22 protein-coding genes are annotated in these 22955 nt (G+C 65.2%); 7 read left to right on the top strand and 15 right to left on the bottom strand.

Going from position 1 to position 22955, the window contains the following annotated elements; translation table 11 throughout:
- Positions 1–13 precede the first annotated feature (13 nt).
- Positions 14–1648, bottom strand: a complete 1635-nt coding sequence (locus QPK27_RS16220) for a response regulator (protein ID WP_308633520.1) — start codon at positions 1646–1648, stop codon at positions 14–16.
- Between the two features lie 247 nt (positions 1649–1895).
- On the opposite strand from QPK27_RS16220, the gene purL reads away from it, so the two are divergent.
- Both purL and QPK27_RS16210 read left to right on the top strand, forming a co-directional pair.
- A complete protein-coding gene (purL, locus tag QPK27_RS16215) occupies positions 1896–5927 on the top strand; it encodes a phosphoribosylformylglycinamidine synthase (RefSeq protein ID WP_290419288.1) in 4032 nt (1343 codons plus the stop codon).
- 139 nt (positions 5928–6066) lie between these two features.
- Entirely contained in the window at positions 6067–7125 is a 1059-nt protein-coding gene (locus QPK27_RS16210; protein ID WP_290419287.1) for a S41 family peptidase, read from the top strand.
- Here the strand turns inward: QPK27_RS16210 and QPK27_RS16205 are convergent.
- The gene (locus tag QPK27_RS16205; protein ID WP_290419286.1) at positions 7122–8522 is read right to left on the bottom strand and encodes a PLP-dependent aminotransferase family protein; all 1401 of its coding nucleotides are present in this window, start codon (positions 8520–8522) and stop codon (positions 7122–7124) included. The two genes, QPK27_RS16210 and QPK27_RS16205, sit on opposite strands and share 4 nt — an antisense overlap.
- 170 nt (positions 8523–8692) lie before the next feature.
- Here QPK27_RS16205 and QPK27_RS16200 point away from each other — a divergent pair, with 170 nt between their 5' ends.
- A complete protein-coding gene (locus tag QPK27_RS16200) occupies positions 8693–8935 on the top strand; it encodes a hypothetical protein (RefSeq protein ID WP_290419285.1) in 243 nt (80 codons plus the stop codon).
- 28 nt (positions 8936–8963) lie between these two features.
- Here QPK27_RS16200 and QPK27_RS16195 read toward each other — a convergent pair whose 3' ends face one another.
- The 9 genes from QPK27_RS16195 to QPK27_RS16155 all read right to left on the bottom strand — a co-directional run bounded on the left by QPK27_RS16195 (position 8964) and on the right by QPK27_RS16155 (position 14958).
- Complete coding sequence (locus QPK27_RS16195; RefSeq protein WP_290419284.1) at positions 8964–9404, bottom strand: GNAT family N-acetyltransferase; 441 nt, start codon at positions 9402–9404, stop codon at positions 8964–8966.
- 8 nt (positions 9405–9412) lie between these two features.
- On the bottom strand, positions 9413–9997 hold the full coding sequence (locus QPK27_RS16190; protein WP_290419283.1) for a hypothetical protein: 585 nt from the start codon (positions 9995–9997) through the stop codon (positions 9413–9415).
- A gap of 160 nt (positions 9998–10157) precedes the next feature.
- On the bottom strand, positions 10158–10934 hold the full coding sequence (locus QPK27_RS16185; RefSeq protein WP_290419282.1) for a peptidyl-prolyl cis-trans isomerase: 777 nt from the start codon (positions 10932–10934) through the stop codon (positions 10158–10160).
- Positions 10935–11015: 81 nt separating this feature from the next.
- Positions 11016–11795, bottom strand: a complete 780-nt coding sequence (locus tag QPK27_RS16180; protein WP_290419281.1) for a peptidyl-prolyl cis-trans isomerase — start codon at positions 11793–11795, stop codon at positions 11016–11018.
- A gap of 129 nt (positions 11796–11924) precedes the next feature.
- Positions 11925–12206, bottom strand: coding sequence for a BolA family transcriptional regulator (locus QPK27_RS16175; RefSeq protein WP_290419280.1), 282 nt, complete (start codon positions 12204–12206; stop codon positions 11925–11927).
- Positions 12203–12835, bottom strand: coding sequence for a septation protein A (locus tag QPK27_RS16170; protein WP_290419279.1), 633 nt, complete (start codon positions 12833–12835; stop codon positions 12203–12205). The genes QPK27_RS16175 and QPK27_RS16170 overlap by 4 nt, the downstream gene beginning before the upstream one ends.
- A gap of 13 nt (positions 12836–12848) precedes the next feature.
- Complete coding sequence (gene msrB, locus QPK27_RS16165) at positions 12849–13244, bottom strand: peptide-methionine (R)-S-oxide reductase MsrB (protein ID WP_290419278.1); 396 nt, start codon at positions 13242–13244, stop codon at positions 12849–12851.
- A gap of 41 nt (positions 13245–13285) precedes the next feature.
- Entirely contained in the window at positions 13286–14734 is a 1449-nt protein-coding gene (locus QPK27_RS16160; protein WP_290419352.1) for a YdiU family protein, read from the bottom strand.
- Positions 14725–14958, bottom strand: a complete 234-nt coding sequence (locus QPK27_RS16155; RefSeq protein WP_290419277.1) for a hypothetical protein — start codon at positions 14956–14958, stop codon at positions 14725–14727. Before QPK27_RS16155 ends, QPK27_RS16160 begins: the two co-directional genes overlap by 10 nt.
- A 27-nt stretch (positions 14959–14985) precedes the next feature.
- Here QPK27_RS16155 and QPK27_RS16150 point away from each other — a divergent pair, with 27 nt between their 5' ends.
- Positions 14986–16638: a 3-(methylthio)propionyl-CoA ligase gene (locus tag QPK27_RS16150; RefSeq protein WP_290419276.1), complete on the top strand. Its 1653-nt coding sequence runs from the start codon at positions 14986–14988 to the stop codon at positions 16636–16638.
- Positions 16639–16669: 31 nt separating this feature from the next.
- Here the strand turns inward: QPK27_RS16150 and QPK27_RS16145 are convergent, their stop codons facing one another.
- Positions 16670–17308: a PEP-CTERM sorting domain-containing protein gene (locus QPK27_RS16145; RefSeq protein WP_290419275.1), complete on the bottom strand. Its 639-nt coding sequence runs from the start codon at positions 17306–17308 to the stop codon at positions 16670–16672.
- Between the two features lie 263 nt (positions 17309–17571).
- Positions 17572–19272 carry an MFS transporter gene (locus QPK27_RS16140; RefSeq protein WP_290419274.1) on the bottom strand — a complete coding sequence of 567 codons (1701 nt, stop codon included), beginning with the start codon at positions 19270–19272 and terminating at the stop codon, positions 17572–17574.
- Between the two features lie 302 nt (positions 19273–19574).
- Between QPK27_RS16140 and QPK27_RS16135 the strand changes: the two genes are divergently transcribed.
- From QPK27_RS16135 to QPK27_RS16125, 3 genes are all read left to right on the top strand, one after another.
- Positions 19575–19877, top strand: coding sequence for a Dabb family protein (locus tag QPK27_RS16135; RefSeq protein ID WP_290419273.1), 303 nt, complete (start codon positions 19575–19577; stop codon positions 19875–19877).
- Between the two features lie 46 nt (positions 19878–19923).
- Entirely contained in the window at positions 19924–20706 is a 783-nt protein-coding gene (locus QPK27_RS16130; RefSeq protein ID WP_290419272.1) for an SDR family oxidoreductase, read from the top strand.
- A gap of 66 nt (positions 20707–20772) precedes the next feature.
- Positions 20773–21681 (top strand): SDR family oxidoreductase, encoded by a 909-nt coding sequence (locus tag QPK27_RS16125; protein ID WP_290419271.1) that lies wholly within the window; start codon positions 20773–20775, stop codon positions 21679–21681.
- Positions 21682–21912: 231 nt separating this feature from the next.
- Here QPK27_RS16125 and QPK27_RS16120 read toward each other — a convergent pair whose 3' ends face one another.
- Together QPK27_RS16120 and QPK27_RS16115 are read right to left on the bottom strand one after the other, a co-directional pair.
- Positions 21913–22674: an NRDE family protein gene (locus QPK27_RS16120; protein ID WP_290419270.1), complete on the bottom strand. Its 762-nt coding sequence runs from the start codon at positions 22672–22674 to the stop codon at positions 21913–21915.
- Positions 22665–22955, bottom strand: a complete 291-nt coding sequence (locus QPK27_RS16115; protein ID WP_290419269.1) for a DUF4936 family protein — start codon at positions 22953–22955, stop codon at positions 22665–22667. The genes QPK27_RS16120 and QPK27_RS16115 overlap by 10 nt, the downstream gene beginning before the upstream one ends.

The raw sequence follows: 22955 nt of genomic DNA, 5'->3' as shown, positions 1-22955 counted from the left end.
GACCCGCATCGACTTAAGCCGCAATACCATACTTCCTGCGCGCCGCCTGATACTCCTCGACCAGCGTCTGCAGCCGCGGATGCTGCGCATCCTGGGCCCGGATCGCGTCGAGCAGCTCGCCCGCGGTCTGGCCCAGCGGGTGATCCCACCCCAGCTCGTTCACCTGGCGCAGGATGCCGCCGGCGGTGGCGACCATGATCTGCAGGTTGGTCGGCGCGATGTGCAGCGCCTCCAGCAGTGTCTGCACCGCGCCGCGCACGTCGCCCATATTGCGCTTTTCGTCGGCCACGCCGAGCAGGATCTGGGCCTGCGCCTTGAGCTGCTGGCCCATGCCCTCGACCAGGTCGCCGCGCCCGGCCTGGTTGAACACGCCCATCGCCTGGTCGACCGTGACGCCGCTGCCGGCGTCGTGCATCACGGTCATCATCACGTCGGCGGCCTGGGCGTCGAGACGGTGGTCGAGGCAGGCGCGCGCCATTTCCATCTTGAGGCTCGGCGACAGCCCGCTGCTGGCGCGCACCGCGTTCACCGCCGCCTGCAGCTCGGCCACGGCCGCGCCGCCGTTTCCCGTCTTGTCGTGCACCAGCGAACTGGCGTACGACTTGCAGGCCTCGGCGGCCGGGCTGCCGCGCAGTGAGCGCTCCAGGTCGCGTACCACGCCGCTGGCCTGCGGCAGGGAGCCGCGCGTCACCAGCGCCTTGACCAGCTTGACGTGGTCTTCGGGGTCGCGGAATTCCGAATAGCGTGCCTTGCTCACCACCTGCCTGAACGATTTCTCGGCAGCCTCGAGGTCGCCGCTGGCCAGCGCCACCTCGCCCAGTTTGCGCAGGCGCCGCACCACGTGCGGCGAGATTGCCACCGCGTCGGCCAGCACCTTCTTGGCCAGCGCCTGCTCGCCCTCGGCCTCGAGGCAGCGCGCCAGCAGGTCGTAGGCCGCCATCAGGCGCGGGTTCGAGATCAAGAGTTCGTCGAGGATGAAGCGGGCGTCGTCGATCTGGTCCAGCGCCACCATGCAGCGCGCCAGGCCCAGCGCGGCCCAGCCGAGCGGGCGTTCGGTCATGATGTGGCGGTACACGTTGGCGGCCTGCTGATGTTCGCCCAGCGTCGTGTACAGCTCGGCGCGGATGCGCGCGAAGTCGAAGGCGTAGCGCGGCTGCGATTTCTCTCCTTCCGCGCAGGTGCGGATGGCCTCGCGCAGCTTGCCGGCCGCGGCCTGCTGCCAGGCCGGAAGCAGGGCGGCGCGCCGTTCCAGCGCGCGCTTGAGGCGGCCACTGAGCAGCTCCACCGTGAACGGCTTCAGCACATAGTCGGTCGGTGTCAATTCTGCCGCGCTGACCACTTTCTCGTACACGCCCTCGGAGGTGAGCATGATGAAGATGGTCGACGGGGAAATGAGGTGGTGGTGGCGCAGGTCTTCGAGCAGCTGCTGGCCGTCCTGGCCCTCGCCGCTGCCGCTGGCGAGGTCGTACTCGCACAGGACCACGTCGTAGGCGCGCTTGGTGAGCTGCTTGATGGCCGTGTTGGCATTGATCGCGTACTCGACCTTGCCGATGCCGATCAGGGTCAGCATGTTCTGCAAGCTGGTGCGCATGCCCGGATTCGGATCGACCACCAATACCGCCAGATTCCCGTTCTCTTGCATTTTCATTCCCGTTGGCCTACTTAACACCTAAATATTGTTCACGGTAAAGATACCGACAACTGTCGTTTCAATCAAGGAAAGTGCCGTGCACTGTCGCCATTGTGTCTTGCGACAGAATACCGACGGCGCAATGCCGTCGGCTAGCGAGCTCGGCAATGCCCCGGGACCCCATGGTCGCGCCTATACAACACTGTATAATAGCGGGCTATCTTCCACCCAAGCAGCCACGCTGCATCAACCGACTGTCCAAGCCATGTTGATTCTGCCGGGTTCCAACGCCCTGTCCGCCTTCCGTAGCCAACGCCTCCTGAGCCAACTGCAAGCCGTCGCCCCGTCGATTGCCGCAATCCAGGCGCGCTTCTACCATTTCATCGATACCAGCGCGCCATTGTCGACCGACGATACCGCGCGCCTGTCGGCCATGCTCACCTATGGCGAGCCGGCCCCTGAAACGCTGTACGAGGGTGTGAGCGAGGAATTCTTCGTCATCCCGCGCCTGGGCACGATTTCGCCGTGGGCCTCGAAGGCGACCGACATCGCGCACAACTGCGGCATGACCCACGTGCACCGCATCGAACGCGGCGTCGGCTACACCGTGGTGCTGAAAACCGGCATCCTGGGCAGCAGCATCGGCGCCCCGAAGAAGCTGTCGGACACCGAACTGGAAGCCGTCAGCGCGCTGCTGCACGACCGCATGACCGAAACCGTATTGCGCCGTGCGGACGAAGCGCAGCACCTGTTCCGCGAACTGGAAGGCAAGTCGCTCGAAAGCATCGACGTGCTTGGCCAAGGCCGTGACGCCCTGGTGCGCGCCAATACCGAACTGGGCCTGGCGATGTCGATCGACGAGATCGACTACCTGAACGACGCCTTCACCCGCGCGCAGCGCAACCCGACCGACGTCGAGCTGATGATGTTCGCCCAGGCCAACAGCGAACACTGCCGCCACAAGATCTTCAACGCGGACTGGATCATCGACGGCGTCAAGCAAGAGAAGTCGCTGTTCGGCATGATCAAGAACACCCACCAGCTCAACCCGCGCGGCACCGTGGTTGCCTACAGCGACAACTCGTCGATCATCGAAGGCGCGACGGTCACCCGCTTCTTCCCGCGCGAAGGCCAGCAATACGGCCCGTCGACCGAGCTGACCCACACCCTGATGAAGGTCGAGACCCACAACCACCCGACCGCGATCTCGCCATTCCCGGGCGCCTCGACCGGCGCCGGCGGCGAGATCCGCGACGAGGGCGCGACCGGCCGCGGCGCCAAGCCGAAGGCGGGCCTGGCCGGCTTCACGGTGTCGAACCTGCTGCTGCCGGACGCCCAGCGTCCATGGGAGAACGCCTCGGACGTGACCCGCAGCGAACGCGTCGACGCGGTGTACGGCAAGCCGGAACGCATCGCCTCGCCGCTGCAGATCATGATCGACGGTCCGATCGGCGGCGCCGCCTTCAGCAACGAATTCGGCCGCCCGGTGCTGGGCGGCTACTTCCGCAGCTACGAGCAGAACGTCGGCGCGGCGGGCGCCGTGTACGGCTACCACAAGCCGATCATGATCGCCGGCGGCATCGGCAACATCTCGGCCGCCCACACCCACAAGGACGAGATCCCGGTCGGCTCGCTGCTGATCCAGCTGGGCGGCCCGGGCATGCGCATCGGCATGGGCGGCAGCGCCGCCTCGTCGATGGCCACCGGCACCAACACCGCCGACCTCGACTTCGACTCGGTCCAGCGCGGCAACCCGGAGATGGAACGCCGCGCCCAGGAAGTGATCAACGGCTGCTGGCAGCTGGGTGAGAACAACCCGATCATCTCGATCCATGACGTCGGCGCCGGCGGCCTGTCGAACGCGTTCCCGGAAATCGTCAACGACGCCAAGCGCGGCGCGATCTTCGAGCTGCGCAAGGTGCCGCTGGAAGAAAGCGGCATGGCGCCGAAGGAAATCTGGTCCAACGAATCGCAGGAACGCTATGTGCTGGCGATCGCGCCTAGCGACCTGGCCACCTTCGCGGCCCTGTGCGAGCGCGAACGCTGCCCGTTCGCCGTGGTCGGCACCGCCACCGAAGAACGTCAGCTGCGCCTGATCGACGATCAGGCAACCGACGCCGCGAATGCGTCGCCGGTCGACATGCCGATGGACGTCCTGCTCGGTAAACCGCCGAAGATGCTGCGCGACGTCGAGCACGTCGAGCATACCTTCCCGCCGGTCGACCTGACCGGCATCGAGTTGAAGGAAGCCGTGCGCCGCGTGCTGCTCAATCCGACCGTGGCCGACAAATCGTTCCTGATCACCATCGGCGACCGCACCGTGGGCGGCATGACCGTGCGCGACCAGATGGTCGGCCCATGGCAGGTGCCGGTGGCCGACTGCGCCGTCACCGCGATGTCGTACGAAGGTTTCGTGGGCGAAGCGATGGCGATGGGCGAGCGCACCCCGCTGGCCGTGATCGACGCCGCCGCCTCGGGCCGCATGGCCGTGGGCGAGGCGATCACCAACATCGCCGCCGCGCCGATCGCGGACATCTCCGACATCAAGCTGTCGGCCAACTGGATGGCGGCCTGCGGCCAGCCGGGCCAGGACGCCGCGCTGTTCGACACGGTGAAAGCCGTGGGCATGGAACTGTGCCCGGCGCTGGGCGTGTCGATCCCGGTCGGCAAGGATTCGCTGTCGATGCGCACCACCTGGAACGATGACGGCGAAAGCAAGGCCGTGATCTCGCCGGTGTCGCTGATCGTGTCGTCGTTCGCGCCGGTCACCGACGTGCGTCGCTCGCTGACCCCGCAACTGCAGACGGACAAGGGCGACACCGCCCTGATCCTGGTCGACCTGGGACGCGGCAAGAACCGCCTGGGCGCCTCGATCCTGGCGCAAGTCACCCAGCAGCTGGGCGACAGCGTGCCGGACGTCGATTCGCCGCAAGACCTGAAAGCCTTCTTCGTCGCGATCCAGCAGCTCAATAGCGACGGCAAGCTGCTGGCCTACCACGACCGTTCCGACGGCGGTTTGTTCGGTACCCTGGCCGAGATGGCCTTCGCCGGCCGCGCCGGCGTGTCGGTCAATCTCGACATCCTGACGATGGAAGGCGAGCACGCATCCGACTGGGGTGATGCCAAGAATTGGGCCGGCCAGGTGGCCGAGCGCCGCAACGAGATGACGCTGCGCGCGCTGTTCAGCGAAGAGCTGGGCGCCGTGATCCAGGTGCGCCTGGAGGACAAGAGCGCCGTCATGAACGTGCTGCGCGACCAGGGCCTGGGCGCCTGCAGCCACATCATCGGTAAACTCAACGACCGCGGCGCGATCGAGTTCACGCGCGACGCCAAGGTGATCTACAGCGAATCGCGCAGCAGCCTGCACCGCCTGTGGAGCGAGACCAGCTGGCGCATCGCGCGCCTGCGCGACAACCCGGCCTGCGCCGACCAGGAATACGACCGCCTGCTGGATGAAAGCGATCCGGGCATGTCGCCGAAGGTGACCTTCGACCTGGCGGATAACGTGGCGGCGCCGTTCATCGCAACGGGCGTGCGTCCGCGCGTGGCGATCCTGCGCGAGCAGGGTGTCAACTCGCACATCGAGACCGCCTGGGCGATGCACCAGGCCGGCTTCAACGCGATCGACGTCCACATGAGCGACCTGATCGCCGGCCGCGCCGCACTTAGCGACTTCCACGGCATCATCGCCGTCGGCGGCTTCTCGTACGGCGACGTGCTGGGTGCGGGCGAGGGCTGGGCCAAGACCATCCTGTTCAACCCGCAGCTGGCCGATGCGTTCGCCAAATTCTTCGCGCGCCAGGACACCTTTGGCCTGGGCGTGTGCAACGGCTGCCAGATGATGAGCAACCTGAAGTCGATCATCCCGGGCGCGCATGCGTGGCCGAAGTTCACCCGCAACAAGTCGGAACAGTTCGAGGCGCGCTTCGGCATGGTCGAGGTGCTCGATTCGCCGTCGATCTTCTTCGCAGGCATGGCCGGCACCCAGGCGCCGATCGCCATCGCCCACGGCGAAGGCTTCGCCGACTTCTCGCTGACCGGCGACATCAACGCCGCCAACAAGGCGATGCGCTTCATCGACAACCATGGCCAGGCGACCGAAACCTATCCGTTCAACCCGAACGGTTCGCCGGGCGGGCTGACCTCGGTCACCACCGACGATGGCCGCTTCACGGTCTTGATGCCGCACGCCGAGCGCGTGTTCCGCGGCGTGGTGCACTCGTGGGCGCCGGAAACGTGGGGTGACGAGTCGCCGTGGATGCGCATGTTCCGCAACGCGCGCAAGTGGGTCGGTTGATCACCCTCGCAGCATAAAAGACGCCTCTTCGGAGGCGTTTTTTTATTTCTGCAGGGGAGTGAAGGTATGCTTGCTGCAGGCAGGATTTCATGCCGCCGTCGGCGACGCTTGCGACCAACTCAACCATCGACTACTTCCCATGAAACCATCGGCACTGCAGTTGTTGTTCGTGTTGGGCTTCGCGTGCCTGACAGCCACGGCGGGCGCGGCGACGCCGAAATACCGCATCGACGACGCCACCCGGACCGCCATCATCGCCACGCTCAAGCAGAAGATCAGCGAAGAGTATGTGTTTCCGGATAAAGCGAAGCTGATCGTGGAGCGGATCAGCGCCAAGGAGCAGCGCGGCGCCTATCGCGGCATGGATCAACTGGGGCCGCTCGGCCAGGCGTTGACCGAGGATCTGCGCCAGCCGACCGGCGACCTGCACCTGGTCGTGAGGACCACGCTAGAACCGATTCCCGAGGAGGAGGCAGGACCGCAGCGCACGCCCGAGAGCGACCGCATCATGCTGGAGCACTTCAAGGCCAGCAACTTCGGTGTCAGGAAGATCGAGGCGCTGCCCGGGAATATCGGCTACCTCGATCTGCGCGAATTCGCGGCGCTGGACCTGGCCGAACCGACCCTCGGCGCGGCGATGTCGGTCGTGGCCGACACCGACGCCCTGATCGTCGACCTGCGCAACAATGGCGGCGGCGATCCCGATGCGGTGGCGTTCGTGACGAGCTATCTGTTCGACCGGCGCACTCACCTGAACAATATGTATTGGCGCAAGGGCGACCGCACCGACGAGTTCTGGACCAGGGACCAGGTGCCGGGCAAGCGCTTCGGCGGGACCAAGAAGGTGTATGTGCTGACCAGCAAGCGCACTTTCTCCGGGGCGGAAGAGTTCGCCTACAACCTCAAGCAGCTCAAGCGCGCGACCATCATCGGCGAGACCACGCGGGGCGGCGCCCATCCAGGCGGCGGGCACCGCCTGCATGCGCACCTGTTCGCGTTCATCCCGAGCGGACGCGCGATCAATCCGGTGAGCAAGACCAACTGGGAAGGCATCGGTGTCAAGCCGGACATTGCTACGGCAGAAGGCGATGCACTGCGTACGGCGGAACGGGCGGCGCTGCAGGGCCTGTTGCAACAAGCGCCGGATGCACGCCGTGGCGAGCTGCTGCGCAAGCGCCTGCAGGAGCTGGGCGGTTAAACCACCGCAGCGCTGAACGGATCGGGCCGCCGCGCAAGCAGATTGGACAACCGTAGCAGACCCGCCTGCAAGCGTGCGCGGTCCTGGATGCTGCCCAATGAGATCCGGATGGCGTTCACGGTCCCGCTGCCGGTCGCGAACGCCTCGGCCGGCGTGACGGCGATGCCTTCGGCGTCGGCGGCCAGTGCAAGCTGCGCCGAGTTCCAGTACGCGGGCAGCTCGAGCCATACGTGCAGACCGTCTTCGGCGCCACTGTGGCGTCCTGCCAGGATATCCCGGGCCATCCGTTGGCGCTGGCGCGCCTCGTTGCGGACGCCTGCAAGCAAGCGTTCGGCTGAGCCGTCCAGGATCCACTGAGTGGCCAGCCCGGCCGTCAGCGGCGCGACCATCAGCGCGAACGAGCGTAGCGCGGCGAGGAAACGTTGGCGTTCGTGCGGGTCGCGTACCAGCACGAACGCGACCTGCAAGCCGGGCGTCAGGCATTTCGACAAGGTCGAGATGTAATAGACCTGTTGCGGGGCGTACGTGGCGATCGGCGGCGGCGGGGCATCGGCAAGCCGCCAATAGGGATCGTCCTCGACGATGTGCACATCGAAGCGCTGTGCAATGCCCGCGAGCTGCTTGCGCCGGTGTGCGGGGATGGTGATGGCAGTCGGGTTCTGGAGTGTCGGATTGAGATAGACCAGCCCGGGCTTGTGCTGGCGGCACGCTTCCTCCAGCATCTCGGGCAGCATCCCGTGCTGATCGGCTTCGACTGCAATGATGCGTCGGCCGAATTGGTTCGCTGCCGCACGCAAGCCGGGATAGGTCGTCGGCTCGGCCAGGATCACGTCGCCAGGTTCGGTCAGCGCCAGAACCAATGCGGCGATGGCCGCCTGCGCGCCCGGGCAGACGACGAGCTGCCGGGCATCCAGCTGCCCGAACATCGGTGCGAGCCATTGGACGCCAGCCTCGCGGTCCGCGTCGCTGCCGCCGCCCAGGTGGTAAGTCATCAGCAACGCGTTATCTGACCGCATCAGGACTTGCGACAGACCTTGCTGCATCATGTCGTCGAAGTCCACACCATCCGGCGGCGGCGGGGTGTTCATGCTCAGGTCGAGGATGGGGGATAATTCTGCCTTCGGCGCCGCGACATAGGTGCCGCGGGCGCCGCGGCCCTCCAGCAAGTTGCGGCGCCGGGCTTCATCGTAGGCGCGCGTAACGGTCGTCAGGTCGACGTTCAGCTGTGCCGCCAGCCGGCGTTGCGGAGGGAGGCGGTCCCCCGGTTTCAGCAAGCCGTCTGCGAGCGCCGCCTGCAACGCATCGGCAATCTGCAAGAAACGTGGCCCGCCCTGCGCGGCCAGGCGCGGCAACCAGATTGGCGCGACGTCATCTTGTATGGTTTTTAACTGGGACATTTTGTCTCGATGTATGGATCTTGCTTGCGAGTAGAATGCCTCAGAACGTGCAGCAACACCATCCTCGCATGCGAGTTGCTGCCGTTTTCTCCTTTCTGATCTGCATTCGGCGACGCACTCCGCTTCGAGATGGACAGTGTCACGTCATAGCCGGGAAATACTCAAATATCATGGAATGGTTCCCTGTAGTCTTCGTTACGTTCAAGGTTGTGGTGCTGGGCATCGGCATGTTCTTCGCCGTCAAGTGGCACTACGATCAAGGGAAGAAGAACAAGCAGATGGAGCGGCGCGCGGTGCTGCTTGCGACCGGCAAGGCCATTGCGATTTTCGTGCTGGCGCTGGGGGCACTCGCGCTCATTACCTCCATCGTGCTCAGCAAGCTCAGTTTGGACATGAGCGGTCCATGGTGGTAGAGCGTAGCCACAGAAAGCCGTTGCGCGATCACGATTGACGCCAGTCCTCGCGCGACAGCGAGTAGGCGACTTCCCTCGGGCTGGCGCTGCCGCGACGCCAGCCCTGGCGCCCGTAGAAACGGTCGGCCCTGGTGCCGGGCGTGGTGGTGAGGGTAATCACCGGGAAGCCGAGCGCGAACAGCCAGTCGACGGCGCACGCGAGCAGGCGCCTGGCCAGGCCCAGGCCTTCATGCCCGGGTGCGACGAACAGGGCCCAGATCGATCCGTCGACCTTGTCGGCGTAGCAGAAGGCGACCACCACACCGTCGATCTCGGCCACCCAGCCGCGGCCGCAGTCTTCGAGGTAGTCCTCGTACATCTGCAGCGTCACCCGCGTGGGATCGGACAGCACGTTCTCGGTCACCGACAGGCGGATGCGCGACATGGCGGCGATGTCCGCGCGCAGCGCGCGCCGAAAGACCGTGTCCATCACGAAGCCTACTTCCATACCGGCGGCAGCTTGCGGTTCGACGCGTCGTACAGCATGGTGCGGGTAGCGGCGTCGATGCGCGCCGCCGGCACGTGCTGCAACACCGCGCGCGCGAATTCGGGCTGGCCCATCAGCAGGGCGCTGATGCGCACCGTGTTGCCGGATTCGAGCGTGAGCCGGTACCAGTTCATGTGCTTGTTGAAGCCGACGTGTCCGACTTCGTTCCAGATGAAGCTGCCGCGCCCGCCGAAGGCGCGCCCGTACCCCATGCCGCTGTCGCTCACCATGTGGCGGGCGTAGCGATAGTCGGCGATCAGGTACAGACTCAACGCAACCATCGCCATCAGGATCAGGTAGGCCCAGAACGGAGTCGGTTCCTGATCCGGCCAGATGAAGGATCCGATCATGGCCCCGGCCATCATCAGGAGCAGCAGAACGGCAAGCAGCAGGATGCCGACCGGCTGCACCATCCTGTGCGCCTCCTGCGGCGGGCGCGCGCGCAGGCGGCTGCGGCCGAGCCAGCGGGTCAGCACGAACATGCCGGCCAGCCAGAACAGGCCCTGGGAGACGGTAGAGAACCAGAATTCGTGCATCGGCACATCCTTGGGCAAGCTGCGATCGGACCCGGGCCATGACGCCGCAGGCAAACGGCAACGATAGCAAACACACCCCGCCTACAAATGCGCACAAATTCACGGACAAACAAAAAGCGCTCCGAAGAGCGCTTTTCTTGTCGAGCAACCGCTTGCGCGATTACTGCACCTTGGCCTTCTTGACCAGGCTTTCGCGGTACTGCGCCACCTGGCGCTGTTGCAGCTGTTCCGCGACCTGCTGCTTGACTTCTTCCAGCGGCGGGACCTTGGCGGCGCGCACGTCTTCCAGCTTGATCACGTGGTAGCCGTACTGCGACTTGACCGGGGTCTCGGTGATGGCGCCTTTTTGCAGGGCGACCATGGCTTTCGAGAACTCAGGCACGTAGTTGGCCGGGCTTGCCCAGTCCAGGTCGCCGCCGTTCTGGGCCGAACCGTCTTTCGACTGCTTGGCCAGCTCTTCGAACTTGGCGCCGCCTTTCAGCTTGGCGATGATCGCCTTGGCGTCTTCTTCCTTGTCGACCAGGATGTGGCGTGCGTGGTATTCCTTGTCGCCCACCTGCGCCTTGTACTTGTCGTACTCGGCCTTGATGTCGGCGTCCTTGACCGGGTTCTTCTTGACGTAGTCCGCCAGCATCGCGTTGATGATGATGCTTTGACGGGCGTTGTCGATCGCGGCCTTGACGTCGGCGCGGTTGCCGATGTTCTGCTTGTCGGCTTCCTGGATCAGCACTTCACGACCGATCAGGTCTTTCTTGATCATCTCGCGCAGCTGCGGCGAATCCGTGGCGCGGCCCTGGGCGACGACTTGCTTGACGAGCTGGTCGACCTTGGCCTGCGGGATCGCTTTGCCATTGACGGTTGCAGCGTTTTGCGCGAGTGCCGGCAGCGCAACCAGTGCGGACATGGCTAACAGCAGGCGGGCTGGCTTCAAAATCATTGTTGTGATCCTATATAAACACGAAAAGTATCGCCGCAGGCGACGAAAACCGGTGCCCCGAAGCACCGGCGATTGCATATCTTACTGCACCTTTGCCTTTTTGACCATTTGCTCCTGATAGTCTTGCAGCTTGCGCTGCGACAGGGCATCGGCGATCTGTGGCTTGACCTGGTCCAGCGCCGGCAGCTGCAGCGGGCGCGTGTCGTCGACCTTGATCACGTGGAAGCCGGCCTGGGTCTTGACCGGGACATCGGTGATCGCGCCTTTTTGCAGCTTGGTGAAGCCGGCTGCGAACTCGGGCGGGAACTGCGACGGTGGAGCCCAGTCCAGGTCGCCGCCGTTGTTGGCGGTGCCGGTGTCCTTGCTCTGCTTGGCCAGTTCCTCGAACTTGGCGCCGCCTTTCAGCTTGGCGATGACGGCCTTGGCTTCGTCTTCGGTGCCCAGCAGGATGTGGCGCACATGGTATTCCTTGTCGCCGTTGGCTGCCTTGGCCTTGTCGTACTCGGCCTTGATTTCCGCGTCGCTTACCGGGTTCTTGGCGATGTAGTCGCGCGCCAGCTGGTTGACGATGATGGTCTGGCGAGCGTTGTCGAGCGCCTGCTTGACTTCAGGCTTCTTGTCGAATCCCTGCTTGACCGCTTCTTGCATCAGCACTTCGCGGGCGACCAGTTCGTCCTTGATCGCGGCGCGCAGCTGCGGCGAATCCTGGCCCTGGCCTTGCGCCACGACGGTCTTGACGGCTTCGTCGAGACGCGACGACGGGATCGCCTTGCCGTTCACCACCGCCGCGTTCTGGGCGAAGGCAGGTGCCGATGCAACGGCGATCAGGGCTAACAGCAGGGATGCTGGCTTAAAAGTCATGTGGTGTTCCTGTGACGGGGAAAGTTGCTTGAACGAGATTAGATTAATTCTTGTAACTGCCAGTTCAATTGTCGAACAAATTTCTTAATCCTGCCTGAAAACAGTGGCCTGGAATGACAACGACGCCGCTCAAGGCAGCTCGGAAGGGGCCACCGCGTTGATGGCGAGGGCGTGGACTTCCGACTTGTTGATCATGTCGTGCACGGCATCATACACAAGACGATGACGCATGACCAGCTTGAGGCCTTCGAAGCGGGATGACACGATTTTGACCGTGTAATGGCTGCCGCCGGAGGCCGCGCCGGCGTGTCCGGCGTGCAGGTGCGAGTCGTCGATGATCTCGAGCGACGTGGGGGCCAGCTCGGCCTGGAGCAGGGCGCGCAGGCGCTCGGTACGGTCGTTGGTGGTCATGCGTCTTCCTCCTTGATGTATTTAGAGAGCATCATCGCCTGGATCATGGTGAAGGCGAAGAAGATGCCGGTAAAGCCGAACAGCTTGAAGCTGACCCAGGCGCTGGTATCGGTGCGGAACACCACGAACGCGACCAGCAGGTTCAGCAGGCCCATGGCCACGAAGAACAGGATCCAGGTGTAGCCGACCCGGTTCCAGATCGGGTCGGGCAGGTTCAGGTGCGCTTCCATCACCGAGCGCATCAGGTTCTTGCGGTAGAACACCTGCGCCACAAGCAGCACCACGGCGAAGGCCCAGTACAGGATGGTCGGCTTCCACTTGATGAAGGTCTCGTCGTGGAAATAGATGGTGGCGCCGCCGGCGACCAGGATCACGCCCAGGGACAGCCACAGCATGGTGTCGATCTTGCGGCCGCGCGCCAGCAGATAGCCGATCTGCAGCGCGGTGGCGACGATCGCCGCCGCCGTGGCCAGCAGGATCGCCGACTGCGAAGCCGGCACCGCGCCGCCCGCGGTCATGAAGCCGAGGAACTCGACGGCCATGCGGTGCGCCCAGTCCTGGTTGTTGTCGCCGTATTTATAGACGCCGAAGAACAGCAGGACCGGGAAGAAGTCGAACAGGAATTTCATGAAGCGTGATCCCTCAGAGCGGCTCGAAGCGCATCGCGGCCGAGTTGATGCAATAGCGCAGGCCGGTCGGCGGCGGGCCGTCCGGGAACACGTGGCCGAGGTGGGCGTCGCATACCGCGCAGATGATCTCGGTGCGGATCATGCCGTGGGTGCGGTCGGTCTTTTCGATGACGTTTTCCGGATCCAGCGCGCGGAAGTAGCTGGGCCAGCCGCAGCCGGACTCGAACTTGGCGTCCGATTCGAACAGCGGGGTGTCGCAGCAGACGCAATGGTAGATGCCGTGCTCGTGGTGGTCCCAGAACTTGCCGGTGAAGGCGCGTTCGGTGGCCGCATGGCGCGTCACCTGGTATTCCATCGGGTCGAGCTGGGCGCGCCATTCGGCGTCGGTCTTGGTCACTTTGTCGGTCATGATTCTCTTTCTCGGTGTTTCCGGGGGTGTTCTCGGGTAGATCAGGAAGAGCAGCTCACCTCGAGGTGGGCTGCCCAGTCGGGCGGCAGGGCCGCGTACGATGCGTTCTCGGGCTGCTCGTCGAACGGGCGCTCGAGCACGGCGAGCAGGCGGTGTACCCCGCTGAAGTCGCCGTTCTGCGCCTGTTCGATCGCGGTCTGGGCCAGATAGTTGCGCAGGACGTACTTCGGATTGACGCGCCCCATGGCCGCGCGCCGCGTTGCATCGACGCTGTGTTCGCTGCGCAAGCGGGTGCGGTAGGTCGCGGCCCAGGCGTCGAACGCGGGGCGGTCGATGAACAGGTCGCGCAGCGGCTCGTCGTAAGCCGGTTCGTCGAGCTTCAGTTCTCCCAGGCGGCGGAAGAACAGGGTGAAGTCGGCGTGGTTCGCCTGCAGCAGGCCGAACATGGCGTCGAACAAGGCGCTGTCTTCCTCACGCGACTCGTTCAGGCCGAGCTTGGCGTGCAGCAGGGTGTCGAGCTGGCGCCCGAACTCGGGGCGATACACGTCGAGCGCTTCCTCGGCCACCTCGGGCGCGCCGATCAGCGGCAGCAGGGCGTTGCCGAGTGCGTAGCAGTTCCAGTGCCCGACCGGCACCTGGTTCGCATACGAATAGCGGCCGCGGCTGTCGGTGTGGTTGCAGATGTGGTTGGCGTCGAACGCTTCCATGAAGCCGAACGGGCCATAGTCCAGGGTCAGGCCCAGGATCGACATATTGTCGGTATTCATCACGCCGTGCATGAAACCGACCGCCTGCCAACCCGCGATCATGCGTGCGGTGCGGCGCGTGACCTCGGCCAGCAATTCCTTGTACGGATTATCGGCGCCCAGCAGTTCGGGATAAAAATGCTTGAGAACATAGTCGGCCAGCAGGCGCAGCTCATCGTGCTGGCCGCGCGATTCCCAATGTTCGAAGGAGCCGAAGCGGATGAAGGTCGGCGCCATGCGCGTGACCACGGCGGCGGTCTCCATGGTCTCGCGCGCGATGCCTTGCGGCGATCCGGTCAGCATCAGCGCGCGCGTGGTCGGAATGCCGAGCGCCGCCATCGCTTCCGAACACAGGAATTCGCGGATCGACGAACGCAGAACGGCGCGGCCGTCGCCCATGCGCGAATACGGCGTGCGGCCGGCGCCCTTGAGTTGCAGTTCCATCGGTCCGTCCGCGGTGGCCAAGTCGCCCAGCGTGATGGCGCGGCCGTCGCCCAACTGGCCGGCCCAGACGCCGAACTGGTGGCCGGAATACACGGCCGACAGCGGCTGCGAGCGCGGCGCAACTTTGTTGCCGGTGAACAGGTCGACGAAGTCGGGACGTGCGAGGTCGGCCGCATCGAGTCCGATCAAGGCGGCGGCAGGGCTGCTGGCCACGATGAAATGGGGCGACGGCAGCGGCGTTGGCATCAGGCGCGTGTAAAACGCCGGCGGCAATTCGGCAAACGAATTGTTCAGGGGCAGGTCGTCAGCAGTAATGGCAGTTCCCGTTGCGGTGAGATGAACATGTGGACAGCATCAGGCGCGATTTTACCGCACCAGCCTGATTCTATTCGCGCACCGCTGCGGCGCGGGGCGGCGTTACATCCGGTAACGCTCAGGCAAGACGCATTCGGCGCGCGCTTGATGCGGTGCATCATCGAAATCCATTGACGCATCGGCGCCGGCGGCACGACACTTTGGCTCATGTTGCCATTCTAGCCACGGGAGCGCCAATGAACGATTTGCCGATGAGTCCCCTGATGGGCCAGATGATGGATCAGCCGCTCCTGATCTCGAGCATCATCGAGTTCGCCGCCCGCCATTACGGCGACACCGAGATCGTGTCGCGCCGGGTCGAGGGCGACCTGCACCGCTATACCTACCGCGACTGTGCGCGCCGCTCGCGCCAGCTGGCGTCCGCGCTGGGCAAGCTGGGCGTGGCGATGGGCGAGCGCGTCGCCACCCTGGCCTGGAACGGCTACCGCCACATGGAGCTCTATTACGGCGTGTCCGGCTCGGGCGCCGTGTTGCACACGATCAACCCGCGCCTGCATCCGGACCAGATCGCCTACATCGTCAACCACGCCAACGACGAGTATCTGTTCTTCGATCTCACTTTCCTGCCGGCGATCGAAGCCATGGCGCGCCACTGCAAGACCGTGAAGGGCTATATCGCCCTGTGCGGACGCGAGCAGATGCCGCGCGAAAGCGGTATCCCGACGCTGCTGTGCTACGAGGAACTGGTCGGGTCCGGCGCGCCGGACTACGCCTGGCCGCAGTTCGACGAGCGCTCGGCGGCGGCGCTGTGCTACACCTCGGGCACCACCGGCAACCCGAAGGGCGCGCTGTATTCGCACCGCTCGACGGTATTGCATGCGTATGCGTCCAGCATGCCGAATGCGCTCAACGTGGCGGCACGCGATGTGGTGCTGCCGGTGGTGCCGATGTTCCACGTGAATGCCTGGGGTTTGCCGTACTCGGTGCCGCTGTCGGGCGCCAAGCTGGTGTATCCGGGCCCGGCGCTGGACGGCAAGTCGCTGTACGACCTGTTCGAGGCGGAGGGCGTGACGTTCTCGGCCGGGGTGCCGACCGTGTGGCTGGGGCTGCTCAACCACGTGGTGCAGAACGACCTGCGCTTCTCGACTTTCCGCCGCACCGTGATCGGCGGCTCGGCATGCCCGCCGGCGATGATGGACACGCTGATCGACCGCTTTGGCGTGGAGGTGGTGCACGCCTGGGGCATGACCGAGATGTCGCCGCTCGGCACCACCTGCACCCTGATGGCCAAACATGACGCCATGTCGCCGGAAGAACGGCGCGCGGTGCTGCGCAAGCAGGGCCACGCGATCTATGGCGTCGACATGAAGATCGTCGACGACGACGGCGCCGAGCTGGCCTGGGACGGCACGACGTATGGCCACCTGCTGGTCAAGGGGCCGTGGGTGGTGTCAGGCTATTTCCGAGACGAAGGCGGCGCCGTCTTGCAGGACGGCTGGTTCCCGACCGGCGACGTGGCCACCATCGACCCGGACGGCTATCTGCAGATCACCGACCGCAGCAAGGACGTGATCAAGTCGGGCGGGGAGTGGATCGGGTCGATCGACCTGGAGAACGTGGCGATGTCGCACCCGGGTGTGCTGCAGGCGGCCTGCATCGGCGTGCAGCACCCGAAGTGGGCCGAGCGGCCCTTGCTGGTGGTGGTGCGGCGGCCGGGCGCCGAGGTCACGCGCGACCAAATGCTGGAATTTTTCATCGGCAAGGTCGCCAAGTGGTGGATTCCGGACGACGTGGTGTTCACCGACGGCTTGCCGGTGGGCGGCACCGGCAAGATTCAGAAGAACAAGCTGCGCGACGCCTACCGCGAGCACCGGCTACCGACGGCCTGAAGCAAGACCGTCGACCCGCGCCGTTCGGCCCTCAGGCTGCGGTCAGCGGACGCAGGGCCGGGCGGCGCGAACGGCGCTGCACGCCGGCCAGCGCGAGCGCGCCCAGCGCCAGCATGGCGATCGAACCCGGCTCCGGCACCATGGTCAGCTCGTTCTCGTCGAAGAAGGCGTCCAGGTCGCGCCCGACGTTGCGCACGAAATGCATCGTGTAGTCGACCGTGAACGCCGAGGCCGGCACCGCGAACAGGCCGTTCCAGTTGGTCCAGATGCCATCGTGCGAATCGATGCCCGGGGTCTGCACGCTGCCGAGGACGCCGCCGTCGATGTCGCGCCAGGTCAGCGAGACGTAGCCCTGGTCGCTCGGGATGTCCTGGTCCAGGCCTTGCTCCCAGAACGAGACGCGCACCTGGCGCGATTGGCCGTAGTTCGGCAGCAGCACGCTCTGGGTCAATGAGCCGAAGGAGCCGCGGCCGCCGTAGAACATGAAGGAGCCGGTGCGCGGGTTGATGCCCTCGTCGAAACTGCCATCGTCGATGCCGGGACTGGACACACCGCCCGCGGTCCAGCCCTCGAGCGTGCCGAGTTCGGCGCCGCCGTTCTTGAGCAGGGTAGCGTGGCTGGATGCGGACAGGGCGAGGCAGGCGGCGGCGAAGACGAGTTTGAGGCGCATGTTGACTCCTGTGAGAGGGGGTGATGAGTGATGGTGATTATTGGTGATAATCAACCGGTCTCCACAGTAGCAGGGATGCTTATGCGCCACAATTTACGGCGTGGCGCGAGCGCGACAGTTCCTGGACAGCTGGACGAATTGCAAGGTTTTCGCTATGCGCGGCACATCGGCGGCAGCGAAGGCGGGCCGGCCCGACGTCGCCGGGGTGCGAGGCAAAAAAAATGCCGCTGTCGCCAGCGGCATTTTTCATTCAGTACTGCGCGTCAGTCATGCGCGTAGATATTGTTGTCCTTGGTCTCGCGCACGAACAGGGCGCCGATGATGAAGGTGATCACCGCGATCACGATCGGATACCACAGCCCGTAATAAATGTCGCCCTTGAATGCCACCAGCGCGAAGGCCGTGGTCGGCAGCAGGCCGCCGAACCAGCCGTTACCGATGTGATACGGCAGCGACATCGAGGTGTAGCGGATCCGGGTCGGGAACATTTCGACCAGCATCGCCGCGATCGGGCCGTAGACCATGGTCACGTACAGCACCAGGATGAACAGCAGCAGCACCAGCATCGGCTTGTTGATCGCCGCCGGATCGGCTTTCTCCGGATAGCCGGCCGCCTTCAGCGAGCCCGTCACTTCCTTCTTGAGCGCCGCTTCGCGCGCCTTCGAGGCTTCGTCGAAGTTCAGGTTATCCGGCGTCATGACGGCGTTGAACGACTGGTACTGGGCGTCGCCGATCTTGATCGTGGCCACCGTGCCGCTCGGCGCGTCGACCCGGTTGTAGCTGACCGAGGCGGCGGTCAGCATGCGCGTGGCGATGTCGCACGAGGACGGGAATTTCTTGGTGCCGGTGGCGTCGACCTGGAACGAGCAGGTCGCCGGATCGGCCACCACCACCACCGGCGCGCTGCGGATCGCCGCTTCCAGCGCCGGGTTGCCGTAGTGGGTGATCGCCTTGAAGATCGGGAAGTAGGTCAGGGCGGCGATCATGCAGCCGCCCAGGATGATCCACTTGCGGCCGATTTTATCGGACAGCGCGCCGAACACGATGAAGAACGGCGTCGCCAGCAGCAGGGCGATGGCAATCAGCACGTTGGCGGTCGGCTCGTCGATCTTGAGCGTCTTGGTCAGGAAGAACAGGGCGTAGAACTGGCCGGTGTACCACACCACTGCCTGGCCCATGGTCAGGCCGATCAGGGCCAGCAGCGCGATCTTCGCGTTCTTCGGTTTCAGGAAGGCTTCCGACAGCGGCGCCTTCGAGGTCTTGCCCTCGGCCTTCATCTTGGCAAAGGCCGGCGACTCGCTCATCGACATCCGGATCCACACCGAGATCCCGAGCAGGATCACCGAGATCAGGAACGGGATGCGCCAGCCCCAGGCCTGGAATTCGTCTTCGCCGACCAGCGTGCGGGTGCCGAGGATGACCAGGATCGACAGGAACAGCCCGATCGTGGCCGTGGTCTGGATGAAGGCCGTGAACAGGCCGCGCTTGCCGTGCGGCGCATGTTCGGCCACGTAGGTGGCGGCGCCACCGTATTCGCCGCCCAGCGCCAGGCCCTGCAGGATGCGCAGCGTGACCAGAATGATCGGCGCCGCGATGCCGATCTGGGCGTGGCTGGGCAGCACGCCGACCAGGAAGGTCGAGGCGCCCATGATCAGGATCGTGATCAGGAAGGTGTATTTTCGCCCGATCATGTCGCCCAGGCGGCCGAACACCAGTGCCCCGAACGGACGCACGATGAAGCCGGCCGCGAAGGCCATCAGGGCGAAGATGAAGGTGGTGCTGGGGTCGCCGATGAAGAACTGCTTGGCGATGATGGTGGCGAGCGAGCCGTACAGATAAAAGTCGTACCACTCGAAAACCGTGCCGAGAGAAGAAGCTGCGATGACCTTGCGTTCTTCCTTGGTGAGTCCGGCGGAGGAGGGAGCTGCCTGTCCTCCGGCGGTCATGCCGGGTGTGATAGCCATGGGTGTCTCCGTGTCGATTTTTTGTGTTACCGGAAATGCCGACTGTCGGTCGGCGAGACCCACTCTGCGCCGCGAACCTTACGCGATTCTTGCGCCAATCTTACATATGCCTGACGCATGACTTCTCGGGCTTCCCGGGTGCGCGTCGGAGAATGCCGCGCCTGTCTGGCAGCGTCATCCTATGCGACTTGCGTGACGGCTTGCGGAATCTTCACGGAACGAGAGCGCGGGCGTATGCTGTGAGCTACGCTGGCGCTGGCGCGCCGGCAAAATCCAAGCAACCGCAATTTTCAGGAGAATCAATGATCAAGCACATCGTGATGTGGAAGCTCAAGGAGCAAGCCGAGGGCCGTGAGCGCGCCGCCAATGCGCGCGAGATGAAGCGCCGGCTCGACGAATGCGCCCACATCGTGCCCGGCATCCACGTCTTCGAGGTCACCATCGCCCAGCCCGACCTGGAAGCGACCTACGACGTGGTGCTCTATTCGGAATTCGCCGACCGCGCAGCGTTGGCCGCTTACGCGCAGCACCCGACCCACCAGGCGCTGGTGCCCTTCATCGGCGCCATCCGCGAAGCGCGCCAGTGCATGGACTACGAAGTCTGACCATCACGATTCGCTGACGACCATCAAGCAACGACACGGAGACCGCATGCGCACTACCCAGGAACTGTTTTCGCTGGCCGGCAAGACGGCGATCGTCACCGGCGGTTCACGCGGGCTCGGCCTGCAGATGGCGCAGGCGCTGGGCGAGCAGGGCGCGCGCCTGGTGCTGGCCTCGCGCAAGGAGGACGAGCTGGCTGCGACCGTGGCGCGGCTGCGCGAACAGGGCTTCGATGCCGAGGGCATCGCCGCCGATCTGGCGCAGGCCGACCAGGCCCACGCCTTCGTCGACGCCGCGCTGGCGCACCTGGGCCGGGTCGACATTTTGCTCAACAACGCCGGCGCCACCTGGGGCGCGCCGGCCGAGGACTACCCGCTGGAAGCCTGGGACAAGGTGATGGACCTGAACGTGCGCTCGATCTTTCTGGTGTCGCAGGCGGTCGGCAAACGCTCGATGATCCCGCGCCGCTACGGGCGCATCATCAATATCTCGTCGATCGCCGGCCTGGCCGGCAACCCGCCCGACGCCATGCAGACCCTGGCGTACAACACATCCAAGGGCGCAGTGGTAAATTTCACCAGGACACTTGCTGGTGAATGGGGCCGGTACGGGATCACCGTGAATTCGATCGCGCCCGGCTTCTTCCCGTCGAAGATGACCAGGTCGGTGCTGGCGACCTATGGCGCCGACAACCTGGCGCACGCCGCGCCGCTGAACCGGCTCGGCGACGACGAGGACCTGAAGGGCGCGGTGGTGCTGTTCGCCTCCGACGCCGGCAAGCACATCACCGGGCAGACGCTGGCCGTGGATGGCGGAGTGACGGCGGTGTAAGCCGCGCCGCCCGTCCGCCATGCCGGCGTGGCCGGTGCCGACCAAGCACATGAGGGGCGAAGAGAGATGGACGAGTTTCACGGGAAGGTGGCGGTCATTACCGGGGCCGCCAGCGGCATGGGCCGCGAGTTCGCCAACCTGGCGGCCAGCCTCGGCATGAAGCTGGTGCTGGGCGACGTGCAGAAAAAGGCGCTCGAACGCGCCACCGACGAGCTGCAGCACGCCGGCGCCGAGGTGCTGGCGATGGTGTGCGACGTGCGCAAGGGCGCGCACGTGCAGGAACTGGCCGATTCGGCCATGGCGCGCTTCGGCGCGGTGCACCTGGTGTTCAACAACGCCGGGGTCGGTTCGGGCGGTCTGGTGTGGGAGAACAGCTGCGAAGACTGGGAATGGGTGCTGGGCGTGAACGTGCTCGGCGTGGTCAATGGCGTGCGCGTGTTCACCCAGGTGATGCTCGAATGCGCCGCGGCCGATCCGGGGTATCGCGGCTGGATCGTGAATACGGCGTCGATGGCGGGGCTGCTGAATGCCCCGGCGCTGGGTATCTACAACGTGTCCAAGAGCGCGGTGGTGGCGCTGAGCGAAACCTTGTACCACGACCTGAAACTGGTCGACGCGCCGATCGGGACCTCGGTGCTGTGTCCCTATTTCATTCCGACCGCGATCGCGCATTCGCACAAGCACCGGCCCGATGAATTGCGCACCGACGCGATCATGACGGCGAGCCAGATGGCGGCGCAGGCGCTGACCGAAAAGGCGGTCGGGTCGGGCAAGGTGTCGGCGGCGGACGTGGCCAGGCTGACGTTCGACGCGATCCGCGAAGGGCGGTTCTACGTGTTCTCGCATCCGCAGGCGCTGGGGGCGGTGAAGGAACGCATGGAGGCGCTGGTGCAGGGCAAGCCGCCGGCGGATCCGTATGCGGCGTCGCCGCATTTGAAGGAGATCCTGAAGGCGGGGATGAAGGGGCGGCGCTAGGAGGACGTCGACCGTGGTTGCATGGATGCTGATGCGGTGCGCGTGCAAGCTTGGATTCCCGCCTTCGCGGGAATGACGTTGGATAAGTAAGATGTGCGCGGGTTTTCCGACTTCGGCCAAGTACGTAACTCAGCATCGGCCACCTCACTAAAAACGTCGTTCCCGCGAAGGCGGGAACCCAAGTCCGCCGGTCAGCCAATAACGTCAGCCGATCAACGCTTGGCCGACGAACTAAAGCGCTTCCACCACCCCCGGCTGCACCACGCGCTCATGCAGTTCCGGCTCCATCCCGCGATACAGCTTGACCACCGTCGACGTGCGCGTCCCATACCCCTCCATCTCGATACACACCGGCGACAGCATCCGCTCCACTTCGATCGGCATCCCGGTCTCCGGCAGCCGCACGTCCGGCGCGCGCGTGGTATCGGCCAGCATCTCGAAATACGCGTCCTCCGGCGCACCCTGGCACAGCAGGCTCGCGAACTGCGCCTTGGTGCGCAGCACCTTCGGCCACGGCGCATCGAGCAGGCCGTTCGAGATGCCGTAGATGCGTCCGCGCTCCAGCGGCTGGCCATTGCGTGGATCGGCGCCGCCGCGGTTCGAGTACCAGTACAGCGCTTCGCCGTCGCCCAGCACCAGGTTGTAGCCGTTGTAGACGTCGCCGCGCTCCACGATACGTTGCAGATAGTCGGGCGCCGTCACGTCCTCGCGCAGGAAGTCCGCCACCAGCGCCCCGCGCGAGGGCGCGTCCGGCCGCCGTTCGTCGGGCGCGCGGATATTGGTCAGGGCGGCGAAGCGCGGCCCGTTGGCGCCGGTCAGCGACACCCCCATCCAGCTGCCGCCGCCCTGCAGGTCGCGCCCGGCGATCACGTGCGGGGCCTCCGGCCAGGGGCCGGCCGGGGTGGCCGGGCGGTCGTAGAATTCGTCGCGGTTGGCCGCGGCGATGACGGGCACGCCCGGCAGGACGTGCCATGCGAAGACGATCAGGCACATGGCGGCAGGTCCGTGAAGATTTCGGCGCGGCGCGGGCCCTCGATCAGGCCATCGAAGCCGGCGTTGGCGGCGGCACTCGCTACCACCTCGGCGAAACCGTCGGCGACGCCGGGATAGATTTCCATCCAGGTTTGCAGGCCGTCCTTTTCTTCCGGACGACGCTTGAGCTGGCCGCGCACGCCTTGCTGCGTGGCCAGTCGCTCCTGCATCGCGCGCACCAGCGGCGCCAGGCGCGCCGCGTCGACGCCGCGGACCTTGTAATAGACGTACAGGTCGATCAT

It is taken from the genome of Massilia sp. YIM B02443, from assembly GCF_030411955.1.
Classification (GTDB): domain Bacteria; phylum Pseudomonadota; class Gammaproteobacteria; order Burkholderiales; family Burkholderiaceae_D; genus Telluria.
This window is presented reverse-complemented; position numbering and strand designations above follow the sequence as displayed.